We start from the raw sequence: 15,441 nt of genomic DNA on the forward strand, positions 1-15,441 counted from the left end.
AAGCGGGGCATCAAGGGAGCCCGATGGGGGAACGTCTGAACAGCGTCCGACGGAAATTCGAGCCGCTGCTGCGGCGAATCTTCCACGCCTATTTCCTGCTGGTCCGCGGGATGACGCTCGGCGTCCGCGCCGTGGTGGTGGATGCCGACACCAGGGTGTTCCTGGTCAGGCACAGCTACGTCACGGGCTGGTATCTGCCCGGCGGCGGCGTCGATCTCGGCGAGACCATGGAGCACGCGATGCGCCGCGAGCTCAAGGAGGAGGGGGATATCGATCTCACCGGCGACGCCGTGCTGCACGGCATCTTCCTCAACAGCCACGTCTCCCGCCGCGACCATGTCGCGGTCTACGTCGTCAGGCAGTTCAAGCAGGATCGCCTGCCCGCGCCCAACCGCGAGATCGCGGAGTGCGGATTCTTCGCGGTCACTGCGCTGCCCGAGGGGACCACGCCGGGCACGCGGTTGCGGATCGCCGAAGTCCTGCACGACAGGCCGCGGATTGCGACGTGGCGATGATGGCTGCCCGTGCTAGTAGATCGCCGCGCCTGCGGTGTCGGCGCATGGACGAGGGATGAAGATTGTCTGAATCGACGACGTCATGGCCATTTCGGGTCGCCGTGCTGGTGCCCTGCTACAATGAGGAAGCCGCCGTCGCGACGGTCGTCGCCGATTTCCGCAAGGCCCTGCCTGCGGCCGAGGTCTACGTGTACGACAACAATTCGACCGACCGTACCGCGGCGGTCGCGCGCGAGGCGGGAGCGATCGTGCGCAGCGAACGGCGCCAGGGCAAAGGCCACGTCGTTCGCCGCATGTTCGCAGACATCGAAGCCGACATCTACGTGCTCGTCGATGGCGATGCGACCTACGACGCGCCGAGCGCGTCGCGCATGATCGACCAGCTCCTCGACGAGCATCTGGATATGGTTGTCGGCCTGCGTGTCGATCAATCGCAAGCGGCCTACCGGCGCGGTCATCGCATCGGCAACCAGCTCTTCACTGGCTTCCTGGCATCGACCTTCGGTCACGCCTTCAAGGACATCTTGTCCGGTTACCGCGTGTTCTCCCGCCGCTTCGTCAAATCCTTTCCCGTCCTGTCCGGCGGTTTCGAGATCGAGACCGAGTTCGCGGTCTATGCGCTGGAATTGTCGCTGCCGGTCGCCGAGGTGGAGACGCCCTATTATGCGCGCCCGGAAGGCTCCTTCTCCAAGCTCAATACCTGGCAGGATGGGTTGCGCATCTTCAACACGATGCTGAAGCTCAACCGGTTGGAGCGGCCGCTGCGCTTCTTTTCGGCGATCGGCATCGTCTTCGCGCTGCTGTCGATCGCTTTCGGATTGCCCGTGGTGATCACCTTCCTCGAAACCGGCCTGGTACCGCGCCTGCCGACCGCCGTCCTCTCCATGGGCCTGATGATCATGGCGCTGCTTTCGGCTTCGTCAGGGCTCGTGCTCGACACCGTGACGCGCGGGCGGCGGGAAATGAAGATGCTCGCCTACCTGTCCCAACCACCGCTCGGGAGGAGCTGAAATGCCTCGGGGGCCGGGCGCAATCGTATAGACCGCTGCCCTCCAAGGTGATATCCCGCCGACGCGATGAACGATCTTTCCCTCACCATCCGGTCGGAAGCTGTCGGCGATGCTCAGGCGATCGAGCGGCTGCACGAACGCACCTTCGGACCGGGCCGCTTCGTGCTCAGCGCGTACCGCATCCGCGAGCACGTGGACCATGTGCTCGATCTATCCTTCACCGCCCGCGTCGGTACGTTGCTGGTCGGATCCGTCCGGCAATTGCCGATTTGCGTCGGCGACACGCCGGCGTTGCTGCTCGGGCCCCTGACGGTCGAGCCTCCGTTCCGCAGCCGCGGCGTCGGCCGGCTGCTGCTCGAGCGCGCGCTGAAGGATGCCAAGGCGCAGGGCCATCGCCTGGTGCTGCTGGTCGGCGACGAACCCTATTACAGCCGCGTCGGCTTCAAGCAAGTCCCCAAGGGACGCGTCACCATGCCGGGCCCGGTCGATTACAGCCGGCTCCTCGTCATCGAGTTGGTCGAGGGCGCGTTCGAAGGCGTATCGGGGCCGGTCGGTCCCGACTGGAGCAAGACGCGAACCTGACGCGCCCTCGCTTCGAAGCTCACATGAAGGTAGGGCAGTGCCGGTCGATCAGCAATATTACCGGGAAGTGGCGTCCGGGAGCACGGCGGAAAAGCTGCTGATCGCGGCGCGCGACCGCATCTACCAGGATTTCATCGCCCAGATGCAGCCGTCCTCGGCGGACGAGATCCTGGATGTCGGCGTGTCCGACGTGATCAACGACGGCGCCAACGTGCTCGAGCGAAGCTACCCGCATCAGCACAAGATCACGGCTTGCGGGCTCGGCGAAGGTATCCGGTTCAAGGCGGCTTTTCCGCTTTGCCGTTACGTGCAGATCGAACCGAATACACGGCTGCCGTTTGACGACAATGCGTTCGACGTCGCGACGTCCAATGCCGTGCTCGAGCATGCCGGCAGCCATGAAAACCAGGTGCTCCTGGTCGAGGAGCTTGGCCGCGTCGCGCGGCGGGTCTTCATCACGGTGCCCAACAGGTTCTTTCCGGTTGAGCACCACACGGCCATCCCGCTGGCGCACTATCTGGACGGCACCTTCAGGATCGCCTGCATGATCGCCGGCAAGTCGGAATGGACCGACGAGCAGAATCTGATCCTGATGACGCGAAAACGGCTGCTGGGGCTCGCCGCGCTGGTTGCCAAGTCTGCGAGTGCTAAGTCCTCCAACCCCAAGTCCGCGGCCGTGGGCTACACCGGTTTGTCGCTCGGCCTGCTATCGTCCAATCTCTATCTCGCATTCCGCTGAAGCAGCCGCCTCCCGCCCCAGCATGATCCCGATGAAGAAGATCCACACCAGCAAAGCCTTCTTCGTCGTGTTGTTTCTCGCGGTGCTGGTCGGCCATTTCTGGACCATGATGCGATGGAACGAGGCGCGCGGCGTCTATGACGACATCTGCTACCTGCGGCAGGCGCATCTGTTCCAGAGATTCGGGCTGGTGGAGGGATTCGACACCAGCCTCACCCGCGACGACGATGGCTATCAGAAAGCAAAGCTGAAGGAGATCGGCTACCCCGACTGGAACGATACGACCGCGGCGCCATGTCACAATCTGATGCCGGCCACGGGGAAGGTCGTCATTCAATACCCGCCGGGCGTCGGCCTCGTGTTGGCGTTGTTTCCGCCAGGGCACCAGGTCGCGCCCATGTACATGCTGGCGACCATTGTCGTCCTGGGCTTTGCGCTGTTTGCGCTTTCTCTCGCGCGCAGCATGAGGTTGGTCCTGATGGCCGGGACGTTCGGCTGTCTTGCGATCTACCTGATGGTCAATCCGGTCAAGGCGAGCTATTCGATGGCCCCGACGGTCGTCGTGTGCGCGCTCGCAGGATGTCTCACGGCGCGATGGCTGGCGGGCCCGCGATCTCAACCGAATATCTGGCTGCTGGCGCCAATCGGTTTCCTGCTCGGATTGACCGTCGATTTTCGATTGGCCAACCTTTTCCTGGCGTCGGGCTATGGTCTCTTTCTCCTCGTCGCGTTTCTTACGAAGCGGACGATGTCCCGGTTCTTGCAGGGGCTTGTGTTCGGCGTCGCGTTGCTGGCCGGCGTGATCCCGACCATCGTCTCTTACGCCGTCAACGCCGGCAGTCCGTTCGCATCGACCTACGGCAACAATCCCGATGTCAGGCCACTGGATTTTTCGTTCGCGGTGGTCCGGGACTATCTGGCCGATCCGCTCCAGACCTTGCTGATCGTCATCGGAATCGCAGGCTCGATCTGGCTGTTGCGGCAGGCGAACGGCATTCGCCGCGTCGCGCTGCTCACGATCGCCAATCTGGCGCTCAACCTCGCCTTCTTCTTCACCTATCCGATCGCGACGCCGTACTACACGATCCCTATTTCTCTCCTGACATTGTGGACCCTGCTGTTTGCCGTGCTGTTTCAGGAGGCATCAGAGGGGGCCCCCGAAGCGGCCGCCTCAGCCACAGCACGATGAAGTCCGGCTAGCTATCGCGCTTTCAGAACTTGAAGTTCGCGAACGCCCGTACCCCGATGCCGGGCATCAACACCTCGTCCTTGGTGTAGGACACCGAGTTGCGGATGTTTTCGTTCAACAGATTGTTGCCGACGAGGCCGAGCAGCATCTCGCGCGCGCCGAATGCATTCGGGTTGAGCTTGGTCTTGTAGCTGACCTCGGCCTTCAGCAAATTGTAGCCCGCCGTCGGCGTCTCCGCGATCACCGCGACGTCGTTGTGAGCGAAGGCGTGCAACAGATTGACGCGCATCAGCCAATTGTCGTCGCGCCAGAACACGCCGCCGCCCAGTCTCACCGGCGGAATGCGCGGCACGTTGGTGCCGTCGGTGAAGGTGGCCCGGACCACGTCGAACTGGTTTTCGATGCCCCAGATGCCGCCCTGCAATGCACCGACGTCGAGCTGCGATTGGAATTCGCCGCCGCGGAAGTTCGCGTCCCGCTGCGAATAGACCGCCTGGTTCACCTCGGCGCCGGGCGTGCCGCACGAGGCAAAGTCGTCGTCGCACATCACGCCGGTGAGACGGCGATAGATGAAGTTGTTGAAATGCGTGTAGTAGACCGTCGCCTCGAAGCGGAACGGCCCCGTTGCCTTGCGCAGGCCGACCTCCACGGATTTCGCGGTCTCGATGGTGAGGTTGGGGTTGCCGATGTCGAAGGTCGCGGTCGCATCATGTGCGCCGCGCGAGAACAGCTCGGCGGCCTTCGGCGCGCGCTCGACATATTGCGCGGTGATGCTGCCGACCATGCCGCCTGGCAGGTCCTGCAACAGGCCGATGCTGCCGCTCTTCGGCGTGAAGGACGGATTACGGCCGATGCCCGCCTGCGGCGTGCCGTCGGGCAGGAAGTCCGCGGGAAAATCCGGCGTCGTCCCGTGCAGCTCGACATGCTCGATGCGGCCGGCGATCTGCGCCCGCGTCGCGTCCGTGAACTTGAACTCGTTGAACGCGTAACCGGCAACGCGCGTGCTGTTGTTCGGGTCCCACAGGCCGTTGAACAGCGTGCCCGGATTGTCCGGGCTCGGCGCGCTCAATTCCTGATGGCCGACCTGGAAGCCCAGCGCCGTCGTCACCTCGGCGAAGCGCGCGTTGAACGGCATCAGCTGCACCTCGGTGCGGATCTCCTGCTCCTTGTTGGTGAAGGTCTGCCGCACGCCGTCCGTGTTGGAATCGGCGGGATCGGCAAGCCCGATCTCGTTGTGCCGGTAATCGGTCGCGCCGGCCCAGAAGCGAACGACGTCGATCGCCGTAGCGTCGGGATGGTACTCGCCCTTGACGTTGATCTTGGTCTGATGGGCGTCGATCCGCGTGTTGTGGTCGGCGCCGTCGATGCCGGGGATGTGGTACAGGGAGTCGTTCTGCGTGATCGCCGCGCCGATATAGCCGCCCTGGAAAAAGTAGGAGCCGCCGATCGAGGCGCCGTCTGAGCGCGTCGCCGAGTTGGGCTGGCGTCCGTTGGCGACGGGCCGGGTCTGGTCGGCGAGGTACGGGTAGCTCGGGATGCTGTAGTCGGTGGTGTTGCGCCCGTAGACGTCGGCATGGAAGGCAAAATTGCCGCCGCCCGTGTCGAGCAGCACGCCGCTTTCGACGCCGCGGTCAACCGAACTGAACGCGCTGCGCGTCTCGGCGGTGACGCAAGGCGAAGTCGCGGCCGCTGCGAGCGGTGCCTTCGTCGGCATGCCGTAGGTCTGGAACGACGGAGCGCAGGTCGGCAGCGCGTCGGGAATCCGGTTGTTGGTGGCGCTGACGACGCCGCCGATCGAGGTCGAGCCATAGCGCAGCGCAGCCGGCCCGCGTACCACCTCGACCTGGTTGGTCGCGAGCGGATCAATTGGAACGAAGTGATCCTCGCCGAGATCGGAGGCGCCGCCGGCATTGGTGCCGTTCTCGACGATGCCGACGCGGTTGACGTCAAGTCCCCGGATGATCGGCCGGCTGGAGGCGCCGGGCGCGAAGCTCGATCCGGTGATGCCGGGTTTCGAGAACAGGAGGTCGCCGAGCTGGCCGCCGCCCTCGCGGCGGATCTCTTCGTTCGGCACCACCGTGACCGTCGCGAACTGGTTGGTCACGATGGGCAGCACGCCCTGCTGAGGTGCGGCCGGCGTGGAGGTTGCCGGCGTGGCGTCCGCAGCGCGTTGGTGGCTGCGTGCCCGCGCGGTTCGGGTGGGACGACCGGGGTTGCGGGTCGGCACCACCGCCCTGCGCACGATGGGGCTCGGAGCCGTCACGGTGACGGCGGGGATCTCGGTCGATGACTTATCCTCGGCCAGCGCCGAGGTGGCGGCGCCGAGCAGGAGCAGGCTTGCTCCGCCAAGGCGCTGCGCGCGCCGCAATTTGAATGACATGGTCCTGATTCCAGTCAGGCGCCGTCCGCATGTTCGTCTGCTGATCGGAGGCGGCCTGCCGTCGCTGCGCGACGGAATTCGACTTCAGCTGCTCCCGGGAATGCGCCTGAAAGCGGCGAGCCCGGGCGTGATCAAGCGTTGTGGAAGTCAGGACGCGGGAGGGGCGCGGGGCTGGAATGCCGTACCGGCCGATTTCAGGTGGACGAATTCGGCGTCGGTGGTGCGGTAGAGCAGGTCGATCGCCTGCGGCAGCAGCAACACAGGCGGCGCCGCGAACAAGACGGTGCCCGCCATCGCGACCAATGCGCAGATCGCGCAATTGTCCTCGCCCGGTTGCTCCCTGTCAGGAGCCAATGGCGATTGCCTCTCGACCGCGGAACGGTCGATCGAAGCGGGAGCTTGGGCGCCGTCGGTCTGCTGCAGCGAGGACTGGGCGAGGGGAGCCGCCTGGGCGAACCAATGGCTGTGGCCGAACGTCAGCGCGAACTGCACCAGCATCGCGAAGATCGCGAGCCGGGCGCCGTGCCTGATATTCGACCGGAACCACTTCATCTGGAAACGCCACCCCACATCGCGAGGTATCATCCCCTGATCCCGCGATGTTATAATGTAACATCGCGCAATCCGTCAGCGGATGTCAACCGCTGTCGAGCCGACCCGAGCGGGCCGGCTCCTTGCCGTGTCGTGCAGGCAACTGAAAGCCTAGGCTGAGGACCTGTCAAACGGCTTACGCGGACGGCGATTGGACTCAGTGTCAGCGCGAGCAGGTGGCATCAGAGCTTTTTGCTCCGGAGCCAGGTGCGGATGGCCTCGATGTGTTCTGCCTTGCGCTCCAGCGGCAGCCAATGCCCTGCGGGCATGCTCGTTACGGTCAGGTCCGGGCAGGTGGCGCGCATCGGGTCACCTTGGCGATTTCCGGTGATGCTGCAGATCTGATCAAAGTCGCCGTTAACGAACAGCACCGGCTGCGACAGGCGGCCGCCATTGAGTGCCTTGCGCGCATAGGCGATGTTGGCGTCGTCGTTCATGTACCACGCGCAGGATGGGCGGAAGCCATGAGCCTTGAACGTCTGCACCAGCACGTCGAAGTCCGCCGGCGGCCAGAGAGCCGAATCGGGCTCAGTCGGCGGAGCGCGGTGCGCGGCGCCAAAGCGCCCTCCATTGCGCGTGACCATCGCATTCGGCGAAACCTTGCCGATGCCGGCGGGGTCGCCTGGCCGAAAGATCGACGCCAGCGATGCTGCCAAGTCTGCATCGAGGTCGGCGACTGCCGCCTCGAAGTGCGTGTTGTAGTAACGGTAGTAATCCCATTGGCCATCCGGATATTGGTCGACCGGATAAATCGTCCGGTCGACCAGCGGGACGACTGTGCGCAGGGCGTGCCCGTCGGGTTGATACGCCAGCGAGGTCAGCACGACTCCGCGGCTGCGCTTTGGCTGATGCGCGACCAACTCACCGACCACAACACAGCCCCAGTCGTGGCCAACCCAGATCGCAGGCTTGCCGCCCAAGTCATCATGGAGTTCGGCCATGTCCGTCACGATTTCCTCGATGGTATAGGCGTCGTTGGCTGCGGGCGTGGAAGAGCCGCCGTAGCCGCGCAGATCGGGAGCGACGCAGTGCCAACCGTCGGCGGCAAACGCTTCCATCTGCGCGCGCCACATCAAACTGATGCTCGGCCAGCCATGGACGAAGATCATCAACGGTCCGTCGGCCGGCCCGCACTCGATATAGCGCGTTGTCTGACGAGGCGAGCTGAACGTGCGCTGGTCGAGCGATAGTTCGGCTTCAGAACTGATCGGTTGAAGTCGGTCTGTCATGGTCGAGTAACTCCGCTTCTCACTGAGCGCTCGCGCGGTTTGGGTGCTGCGAAGGCTCCGTCGAGAACTGCTCTTGTCCGCGGGGAGCGATGCCTGGACAGGGACGCGCCTGCCCAGCGCCGAGGAAGAACCGGCCCCAGATTTCACAACGCGCTACATTCGACCGAGTTCGGGGGCGAAGGTGCTATGGAGCTTCCGGCGAAGAAGGGAGGATGGGGATTTTATCTGACTAAGGGGAAGCGAACGGAGGCGAGTAAGCCGCCTACCGCCCTTCGCGCAGCCAGGTCGCGGCGAATGCTCCGAGCAGCAGCAGCAACCCGATCACGCCAGCGAAGATCGGCAGCACGCCGACGCCCTTCACCACGCTGGCGTCGCGCATCCGCACGCCCATCCAGCCGTCGCCATGGAAGACGCTCGCCGAGCGGACCGGCAGGATGCGCGGCAGCTCGACGCTGGCGCCGTCGACCACGCGCACGGCGTCACCGCCGGTCGCCTGGGTCAGCGGCTTCAACGTCTCGGTGGTGGAGGTGACTTCCGAAAACTCCTTCGGATTGGTCGGGCCGACATTGATCAGCGCCTTCAGCGTGCCGTCGGTGGCCTGCCACAGGCCGAGCTCGCTCGCCGGCAGGCTGGCGCGCCATTCGCCGGGATCGCCCGCTGCAAGCGTCAGGTCGCGCGACACGCCCGACGGCGAGGTCACACTCACCGGCTGAACGCTGTCCGCCATGGTCTGGCGCACCACCACGAGATTCTTGCCCTGCACCTGCAGGCGCAACGCTTCCTCGTCCAGATCAGGTTGCTTCATCAGCCAGTGCGACATCCGCCGCAACAGATCGAGATGCGGGCCGCCACCTTCATAGCCGCGCGCCCACAGCCAGATGTGGTCGGAGAGCAGAAGTGCGACGCGGCCCTCGCCGAAACGCGACAGGAACAGCAGCGGCTTGCCGTCGACGCCCGTCATGACCGGCGGGTTGACCGCATTGCGGGTATCGACGGTGCGGAAGAACCGGCTCCAGCGCGGCGGCTCGGAGGCGGAGCCCTCGAGGCCACGCGTGACGGGATGGCGTTTGCCGACGTCGGACAGATGGGCGTAGAACGGTTTTTCCGTCACCCCGACCGGTTCGGCCGGCAGCACCGAATCCAGCGGCGTGCGCCAGATGCTGGTGTTGGACGCGTAGTCGGGGCCGGCCGAGACCAGCACCGCGCCGCCGGAACGCACGTAGCGTGCGATGTTGTCGAAATAGGCGATCGGCAGCACGCCTTGGCGGGCATAGCGGTCAAAGATGATCAGCTGGAATTCGTTGATCTTCTGCTGGAACAGCTCGCGGGTCGGAAACGCGATCAGCGACAATTCATTGATCGGTGTGCCGTCCTGCTTCTCCGGCGGCCGCAGAATGGTGAAGTGGACGAGATCGACGCTGGCATCGGACTTGAGCAGATTGCGCCAGGTGCGCTCGCCGGAATGCGGCTCGCCTGAGACCAGCAGCACGCGCAGCTTGTCGCGCACACCGTCGATGGCGACAACGGCGCGGTTGTTCACCGGCGTCAATTCCCGCTCGAGCGGCGAGGCCTCGATCTCGACGATGTTCGGCCCGGAATGCTTAATGTCGACGTCGACGCTTGCGGCCTGGCCGCTCGAAAGCGTGCGCTCGTTGATGACCTCGCCGTCCCTGCGGACGGTGACCTTGGCGCGCTCGCCGCTGACGCCCTGGTCGTCGAGGCGGTAGGTGATAGTCTGGGGCTGCCCGACGATGCCGAAGCGCGGCGCGGCGATGACCGCAATACGGCGGTCGCGCTCGTCCTTCTGCCCCGTGATCAGCGCGTGCACCGGCGCCTGGAAGCCGAGCCCGGCGGCGTTGGCCGGAATGTCGTGGACGCGGCCGTCGGTGATCAGGAACGCACCGGCGACGCGGTCGACCGGCACGTCCGACAAGGCCGAGGCCAGCGCCCCGAACAGCTTGGTGCCGTCGGTCTCGCCGTCAGCCTGTCCGGCATCGACGACGCGGACCTCGAGCCCCTTGATCTTCTTCAGGCTGTCGACCAGCGCTTCCTGCGCCGTCGCAGCCTCGCGATTGCGGTTGCCGAAATTCTGGCTCGGGCTCTTGTCGACGACGATTGCGGCGACCGAGGTAAGGGGATCGCGGTCCTCGCGGGTAAAGGAGGGATTGGCGAGCGCCAGCAGGAACAGCGCCAGCGCGGCCACGCGCACGGCAGCGCCGCGCGCCCGCGCCAGCAGCAGCACCAGCGCGATGACGACGATCGCGGCCAGCGCGAGCCACAGCACGATCGTGGGAACAAGCGGCGTGAATGCGATGCCGTAATTCATATCGATCCTACTGCCCCAGCCGTTCGATCAGGGCCGGTGCGTGCACCTGGTCGGCCTTGTAGTTGCCCGTCAGCGTGTACATCACGATGTTGGCGCCGGCGCGGTAGGCGAATTCGCGCTGGCGGGGGTCGCCGCCGATCACCGGCAGCATGGACTGGCCGTCGGGCCGCACGGCCCAGGCGCCGGCCAGGTCGTTCGAGGTGATGATGATCGGCGAGACGCCGTCGCCGCCGCGTGCCGGCCGCTGCGCGCTGTCCTCGTCGTCTTCGCGCGGCAAGGTCTCGACCCAGGTCTGGCCGGTGCTGAAGCGGCCGGGGAAGTCGCGCAACAGATAGAAGGTCTTGGTCAGCACGTGCTCCCGCGGCACCGGCTCCAGCTCGGGCACGTCGAGCGAGGACAGGATCTCGCGGAGCGTCTGCATGGCCGGGGTCTGCGCGGCGCCGTTCGCGCCGGGTGGCGCTTCGACCGCGTCGCGGGTGTCGAACAGCACGGTGCCGCCCTGCTTCATATAGGCGTCGATCTTGTTGATGGCGTCCCGCGACGGCTTGGGCGCGCCCGGCACGATCGGCCAGTAGATCAGCGGGAAGAAAGCGAGTTCGTCGCGCGCCGGGTCGATGCCGACGGGATCGCCGGCCTCAAGCGCGGTGCGCTGCGCCAGGAACAGCGTCAGTCCGGATAGCCCGGCCCTGACGATGGAATCGACGTCGGCATTGCCGGTCACGACATAAGCGAGGCGGGTCTGCGACACCGCCTTCATCGCGAACTCGTCGGACGCGCTGTCCGCATGCGACGGCGTCGGCACGAACGAGGCGAGACCTGCGAGCACCAGCCCAAAGACGATCATCGCGGGCGCGGCGCGGCGGCGCACCAGCGCGGCAAGGCCGCCGCCGAGTACCGCGACGATGATGGCGTCGATCAGGAACAGCGCGAGCGCCGTCGATAGCAGCCAACCGCGCAAGTCCTGCGGCTCGGCGTTGGTGTAGGTGGCATGCCGGGCGCGCAGGCTCGTGGTGTTCAGGGCTGCGATACGGTCGGCGCTGGCAAGCGTGTTCACGGCGAGCGGTCCTTCTGCCGGACCATAGAAGCCCGGCGGATGATCGGGTGTGGCGCGGTCGCGATAATCCGCGGGCAGCGGCTTTGCGGCAGCCGGCGGCGGACCGAACGCGCCAAAGCCATCGAGGATGTGCAACGGCGCCACCGTTTCGGCGGTCGCCTCGGTGGCAACGCCTGGACCCGGCTTCGCGGTATAGCCGGACATGTCGACGACACGCCGCAGGATTTCGACGAAGGTGCCCGACATCGGCAGATCCGACCAGCGCATGTCGGCGCTGACGTGGAACAGGCTGACGACGCCCTTGCCGCGATGCTCGCCTGTTACCAGCGGCGTGCCGTCTTCCAGCGACGCCCAGCTTTTGGTGGCGAGCACGGCGTCGGGCTCGGCCAGCACCTGGCGGCTTATGGTGACGTCCTTGGGGACCACGACGCCGGCAAACGGACCATCGGCGGCAAAGGAGGCAAGATGTTGGGGCTTTTCCCAGGTCAGGCTGCCGCCGAGCGTCCGGCCGCCCTTGCGCAGCTTGACCGGGACGAGATCGTCCTCGGCCTGCGCCAGCCGCGGACCGGCGAACCGCACCAGCACGCCGCCCTGGTCGATCCAGGCATTGAGACGCTCGCGGATTTCAGGGGCGATGGTGCCGACATCGGCAAGGATGATCATCGGCAGCTTCTGATCGAGGAACTGCGTGATGCCCTGCTGCGGCGAGCCCTTGTCGGCAAGCCGCACGTCGGCGAACGGCGCCAGCGCACGGGTGAGATAGAAGGTCGGCGCCAGCAGCGGCTGCGCGGTCTCGCTGGTCGAGCCCGAGACGATGCCGATGGCGCGGCGGCGCCAGCGCTTGTCGAGCAGCTGCACTGCGCCGGCGGAGCGCTCACCGGCAATTTCCAGCCGCGTGATGTCGTTGCGCAGCTCGACCGGCAGATCGAACGACGCTTCGGTTTCCTTGTCCTGCGGGCCGAACGAATAACGCGCCTCGCCGATCGGCGAGGCCTTCTGGTCCAGCGCGCGCACGGTGCCGATGGCGATGCCGCTGTCGGTGCGCAGCACCTTCACCGTCATCCTGGCTGCGGCATTCTCTGCCGCGACCAGCGCCAGAGCCGCGGAGGTGCCGCCTTCGAACACGGTCAGGCTGCGATCGCCGATGGTCTTGCCGAGGCCAGTCACGAATTCCTCGCCGCGACCGGTGTCGACGCTGTCGGAGAGCCAGGCGATCTCGCAGTCGCCGGTTGCTTTCAGGAAGCGATCGATTGCGGTCAGGGTCTCGACGCGTTCGATCGAATACGGCTTTGGCGTCAGCTGCCGCAGCGCGACGCGCGCGGCGCCCGCCGGCATCAATGTGATATCGCGGTTCGGCTCGGACAGCGGCACCAGCGCGATCGCACGGCGGTCGTTCTCGGCACTGGCGATCAATTCGTCGGCGGCCCTGATCCGGATGTCCCAGTTCGAGGCCGCGCTCCAGCCGTCGTCGAACATGATCATCAGCGGCGCCTTGCTGGCGGCCGCGCCTGTTTGCGGATTCCAGATCGGACCGGCGGCGGCGAAAATGACCAGTGCCGCAGCCAGCAGCCGCAATGCGGTCAACCACCACGGCGTTCGCGACGGGGTCTCTTCGCGCGGTGCGATGTCGAACAGCAGGCGCGTCGGCGGAAACTCGATCCGGCGCGGCCGCGGCGGCATCACGCGCAACAGCCACCACAGCACCGGCAGGCTGACGAGGCCGATCAGGAGCAGCGGTTCGGTGAAGGCGAGCGGCAGTCCCATCATGCTGCCGGCCCCGCCTTGATCGTTGTGGTGCGCGCGCCCGATTTGCTCACCTGCATGCCGGCATGCAGGAACAGCAAGAGCTCGGCGGCCGAGCGGTCGGTCGCATGCGTCGTGAACAGCCAGTCGAGCTTGTTGGTCTCGGCGCGGATCTGATCGCGGTGCAGCGCGAGCCGGGCGGTGTAATCCTGCGCCCAGCTCTCGGCGCGGCCGGCGGTGATCACGCCGAACCCCTCGGGCTCGACGAACTCGACGCGGCCGGAATAGGGGAATGATTCCTCGGCGGGATCGACGACCTGCACCAGCGTGCCATGCGCGCCGGAGCCGGACAGGCCGGCGAGCGTGGTCCTGATCTCGGAGAGCGGCGACCAGAAGTCCGACAGCACGATCGTCTCGGCCAGCGCCGCGGGCACAAAGGAGGGCGGCAGGCTCAAGCGGTCGGCATCGTCATGCAGCATCGCCTGCGCCATCTTGTCGATGACGCTGCGGCTGGCGGTCGGTGCCATCAAACCGGGGATGCCGACGCGCTCGCCGCCGGAGACCAGCAGCTCGGCCAGCGCGAAGGCGACGATCAGCGTCCGCTCGAGCTTGGATTCACGCGCCTGCTTTGACGCGAACGCCATCGAGGGCGAACGATCGGGCCAGATCCAGACCGTATGCGAGGCTTCCCATTCGAGCTCGCGGACATAGAGGAGATCGTCGCGCGCCGAGCGCCGCCAGTCGACATTCTGCGACGGTTCGCCGGAGACGAAACGGCGGTATTGCCAGAAATTTTCGCCGGAGCCGGCGCGACGGCGACCGTGCAGGCCGTGGATGACGTTGGCGGCGATACGGCGGGCCTCGAGCACCAGGCGCGGCAGCGAAGCGGCGAGCGTGCGGCTTTCGCCATCGGCACGTCGGATCGCGATGACCTCCTTTGCTGTGTGCCCGTTCTCCGCCGCCATCAACCGATCCGTGTCTTCAATTGCCGGATCACGTCCGGAATCGTGCGGCCTTCGGCGCGCGCCTGGAACGTCAGCGCCATGCGGTGCTTCAGCACGGGCTCGGCGAGGTCGAGCACGTCGTCGATTGAGGGCGCGAGGCGGCCGTCGATCAGCGCGCGAGCGCGCACCGCGAGCATCAGCGATTGGCTGGCGCGCGGGCCCGGTCCCCAGGCGATGAACTTGCTGGTGTCGCCGCCGTCCGGACCCGGACGGGCCGAGCGCACCAGCGACAGGATCGCCTCGACCACGGAATCGCCGACCGGCAGGCGCCGGATCAGTCGCTGCGCGGTGATGAGTGCATCAGGTGTCATCGAGCCCTTCGCCAGCGTCTCGTCGGCGCCGGTGGTCTCGAACAGGATGCGGCGCTCGGCGTCGCGGTCGGGATAGTCGACGTCGATCTCCATCAGGAAACGGTCGAGCTGGGCTTCAGGCAGCGGATAGGTGCCTTCCTGCTCCAGCGGGTTTTGCGTGGCGAGCACGTGGAACGGCTTCGGCAGATCGTGACGCGCGCCGGCAACGGTGATGTGCTGCTCCTGCATCGCCTGCAGCAGCGCCGACTGCGTGCGCGGGCTGGCGCGGTTGATCTCGTCGGCCATCAGCAGTTGCGCGAACACGGGGCCGGAGATGAAGCGGAAGGCACGCTTGCCGGAGGTGCTCTCGTCCAGCACTTCGGCGCCGAGAATGTCCGACGGCATCAGATCGGGCGTGAACTGGATGCGCTTGGCATCGAGGCCGAGGGTGATGCCGAGCGTCTCGACCAGCTTGGTCTTGGCCAGACCGGGGACACCGATCAACAGCGCATGGCCGCCGGAGAGGATGGTGACCAGCGTGTTCTCGATCACGCGATCCTGGCCGAAGATGACGGACGCGATCGCATCCTTTGCCGCGCGAATCTGGCTCGACACCTGCTCGGCCGAACGGACTATCCCGTCTTCGAGCTTCTCGACACTCTCCGCCATCCGTTAGCTCCTTCAGCCTGCCATGCAGCTCGCTTGCGTCGTCATGTCATCACGTCCTCAACTCAAGACGTGGGCCCTATGCTAGACTTGCAGGAAGGCCATGTATTCGTTGAACTAACC

At 66.0% G+C, this 15,441-nt stretch carries 12 protein-coding genes; 5 read left to right on the top strand and 7 right to left on the bottom strand.

Features of this window, described 5'->3' with window-relative positions; all coding sequences use genetic code 11:
• Positions 1-23 precede the first annotated feature (23 nt).
• The 5 genes from IVB36_RS13315 (at position 24) to IVB36_RS13335 (ending at position 4,035) form a co-directional block, all read left to right on the top strand.
• Positions 24-515, top strand: coding sequence for an NUDIX domain-containing protein (locus IVB36_RS13315; protein WP_085352656.1), 492 nt, complete (start codon positions 24-26; stop codon positions 513-515).
• Between the two features lie 62 nt (positions 516-577).
• Positions 578-1,525, top strand: coding sequence for a glycosyltransferase family 2 protein (locus IVB36_RS13320; protein WP_247372650.1), 948 nt, complete (start codon positions 578-580; stop codon positions 1,523-1,525).
• Positions 1,526-1,591: 66 nt separating this feature from the next.
• Positions 1,592-2,107, top strand: coding sequence for an N-acetyltransferase (locus IVB36_RS13325; RefSeq protein ID WP_018454963.1), 516 nt, complete (start codon positions 1,592-1,594; stop codon positions 2,105-2,107).
• Between the two features lie 37 nt (positions 2,108-2,144).
• On the top strand, positions 2,145-2,846 hold the full coding sequence (locus IVB36_RS13330; protein WP_247372653.1) for a methyltransferase domain-containing protein: 702 nt from the start codon (positions 2,145-2,147) through the stop codon (positions 2,844-2,846).
• 31 nt (positions 2,847-2,877) lie between these two features.
• The gene (locus IVB36_RS13335) at positions 2,878-4,035 is read left to right on the top strand and encodes a hypothetical protein (RefSeq protein WP_247391660.1); all 1,158 of its coding nucleotides are present in this window, start codon (positions 2,878-2,880) and stop codon (positions 4,033-4,035) included.
• Positions 4,036-4,057: 22 nt separating this feature from the next.
• Here IVB36_RS13335 and IVB36_RS13340 read toward each other — a convergent pair whose 3' ends face one another.
• From IVB36_RS13340 to IVB36_RS13370, 7 genes are all read right to left on the bottom strand, one after another.
• Positions 4,058-6,415, bottom strand: coding sequence for a TonB-dependent receptor (locus tag IVB36_RS13340; protein ID WP_247372659.1), 2,358 nt, complete (start codon positions 6,413-6,415; stop codon positions 4,058-4,060).
• Between the two features lie 147 nt (positions 6,416-6,562).
• Positions 6,563-6,967, bottom strand: a complete 405-nt coding sequence (locus tag IVB36_RS13345; RefSeq protein ID WP_018454959.1) for a DUF2946 family protein — start codon at positions 6,965-6,967, stop codon at positions 6,563-6,565.
• Positions 6,968-7,188: 221 nt separating this feature from the next.
• On the bottom strand, positions 7,189-8,235 hold the full coding sequence (locus tag IVB36_RS13350) for an alpha/beta hydrolase (RefSeq protein WP_085352652.1): 1,047 nt from the start codon (positions 8,233-8,235) through the stop codon (positions 7,189-7,191).
• Between the two features lie 262 nt (positions 8,236-8,497).
• On the bottom strand, positions 8,498-10,561 hold the full coding sequence (locus tag IVB36_RS13355; RefSeq protein WP_085361318.1) for a hypothetical protein: 2,064 nt from the start codon (positions 10,559-10,561) through the stop codon (positions 8,498-8,500).
• 7 nt (positions 10,562-10,568) lie between these two features.
• On the bottom strand, positions 10,569-13,382 hold the full coding sequence (locus tag IVB36_RS13360; protein WP_085352650.1) for a DUF4159 domain-containing protein: 2,814 nt from the start codon (positions 13,380-13,382) through the stop codon (positions 10,569-10,571).
• Entirely contained in the window at positions 13,379-14,323 is a 945-nt protein-coding gene (locus IVB36_RS13365; RefSeq protein WP_018454955.1) for a DUF58 domain-containing protein, read from the bottom strand. Before IVB36_RS13365 ends, IVB36_RS13360 begins: the two co-directional genes overlap by 4 nt.
• On the bottom strand, positions 14,323-15,321 hold the full coding sequence (locus IVB36_RS13370) for a MoxR family ATPase (protein WP_018454954.1): 999 nt from the start codon (positions 15,319-15,321) through the stop codon (positions 14,323-14,325). The genes IVB36_RS13365 and IVB36_RS13370 overlap by 1 nt, the downstream gene beginning before the upstream one ends.
• Between the last annotated feature and the right edge of the window lie 120 nt (positions 15,322-15,441).

This window comes from Bradyrhizobium sp. 35, from assembly GCF_023073215.1.
Lineage (GTDB): Bacteria > Pseudomonadota > Alphaproteobacteria > Rhizobiales > Xanthobacteraceae > Bradyrhizobium > Bradyrhizobium canariense_D.

Bases quoted from the DNA above. Each gene is read 5' to 3' on its own strand.
- IVB36_RS13340 (WP_247372659.1), bottom strand. From the start codon at position 6,415: ATGTCATTCAAATTGCGGCGCGCGCAGCGCCTTGGCGGAGCAAGCCTG.
- IVB36_RS13365 (WP_018454955.1), bottom strand. From the start codon at position 14,323: ATGGCGGCGGAGAACGGGCACACAGCAAAGGAGGTCATCGCGATCCGA.
- IVB36_RS13345 (WP_018454959.1), bottom strand. From the start codon at position 6,967: ATGAAGTGGTTCCGGTCGAATATCAGGCACGGCGCCCGGCTCGCGATC.
- IVB36_RS13335 (WP_247391660.1), top strand. From the start codon at position 2,878: ATGAAGAAGATCCACACCAGCAAAGCCTTCTTCGTCGTGTTGTTTCTC.
- IVB36_RS13370 (WP_018454954.1), bottom strand. From the start codon at position 15,321: ATGGCGGAGAGTGTCGAGAAGCTCGAAGACGGGATAGTCCGTTCGGCC.
- IVB36_RS13360 (WP_085352650.1), bottom strand. From the start codon at position 13,382: ATGATGGGACTGCCGCTCGCCTTCACCGAACCGCTGCTCCTGATCGGC.
- IVB36_RS13325 (WP_018454963.1), top strand. From the start codon at position 1,592: ATGAACGATCTTTCCCTCACCATCCGGTCGGAAGCTGTCGGCGATGCT.
- IVB36_RS13315 (WP_085352656.1), top strand. From the start codon at position 24: ATGGGGGAACGTCTGAACAGCGTCCGACGGAAATTCGAGCCGCTGCTG.
- IVB36_RS13350 (WP_085352652.1), bottom strand. From the start codon at position 8,235: ATGACAGACCGACTTCAACCGATCAGTTCTGAAGCCGAACTATCGCTC.
- IVB36_RS13355 (WP_085361318.1), bottom strand. From the start codon at position 10,561: ATGAATTACGGCATCGCATTCACGCCGCTTGTTCCCACGATCGTGCTG.